The organism is Mesorhizobium sp. M8A.F.Ca.ET.161.01.1.1 (assembly GCF_004792105.1).
Lineage (GTDB): Bacteria > Pseudomonadota > Alphaproteobacteria > Rhizobiales > Rhizobiaceae > Mesorhizobium.
In genome coordinates, this window is the sequence record NZ_SRTD01000363.1 from 1 (window position 1) to 310 (window position 310).

Here is a 310-nt window from a genome sequence, read left to right on the forward strand (position 1 = left end):
CCTCGACGAAGGCGGCAAGATCGGGCGTGACCGTCGCCCGCCAGCTGCCGCCTTCGTCGAGGCGCAGACCAGCGTGTTCCTGGCGACGGCCAATGCCGAAGGCCAGCCCTATATCCAGCATCGCGGCGGCCCGGCCGGGTTCCTCAAGGTGCTTGACGAGCACACGATCGGCTTTGCCGATTTTTCCGGCAACCGGCAGTTCATCACCCAGGGCAATCTTGCGGACAATGCCCAGGCCTTCCTGTTCCTGATCGACTACATGCTGCGGCAACGCATCAAGATCTGGGGCAGGGCGCGCGTGGTCGAAGAC

1 protein-coding gene is annotated in these 310 nt (G+C 64.5%); it reads left to right on the plus strand.

Annotated elements, in window-relative coordinates; translation table 11 throughout:
* Positions 1-310: pyridoxamine 5'-phosphate oxidase family protein (locus EN804_RS36085; protein ID WP_189602226.1), on the plus strand; the 310-nt coding region annotated here is incomplete at both ends.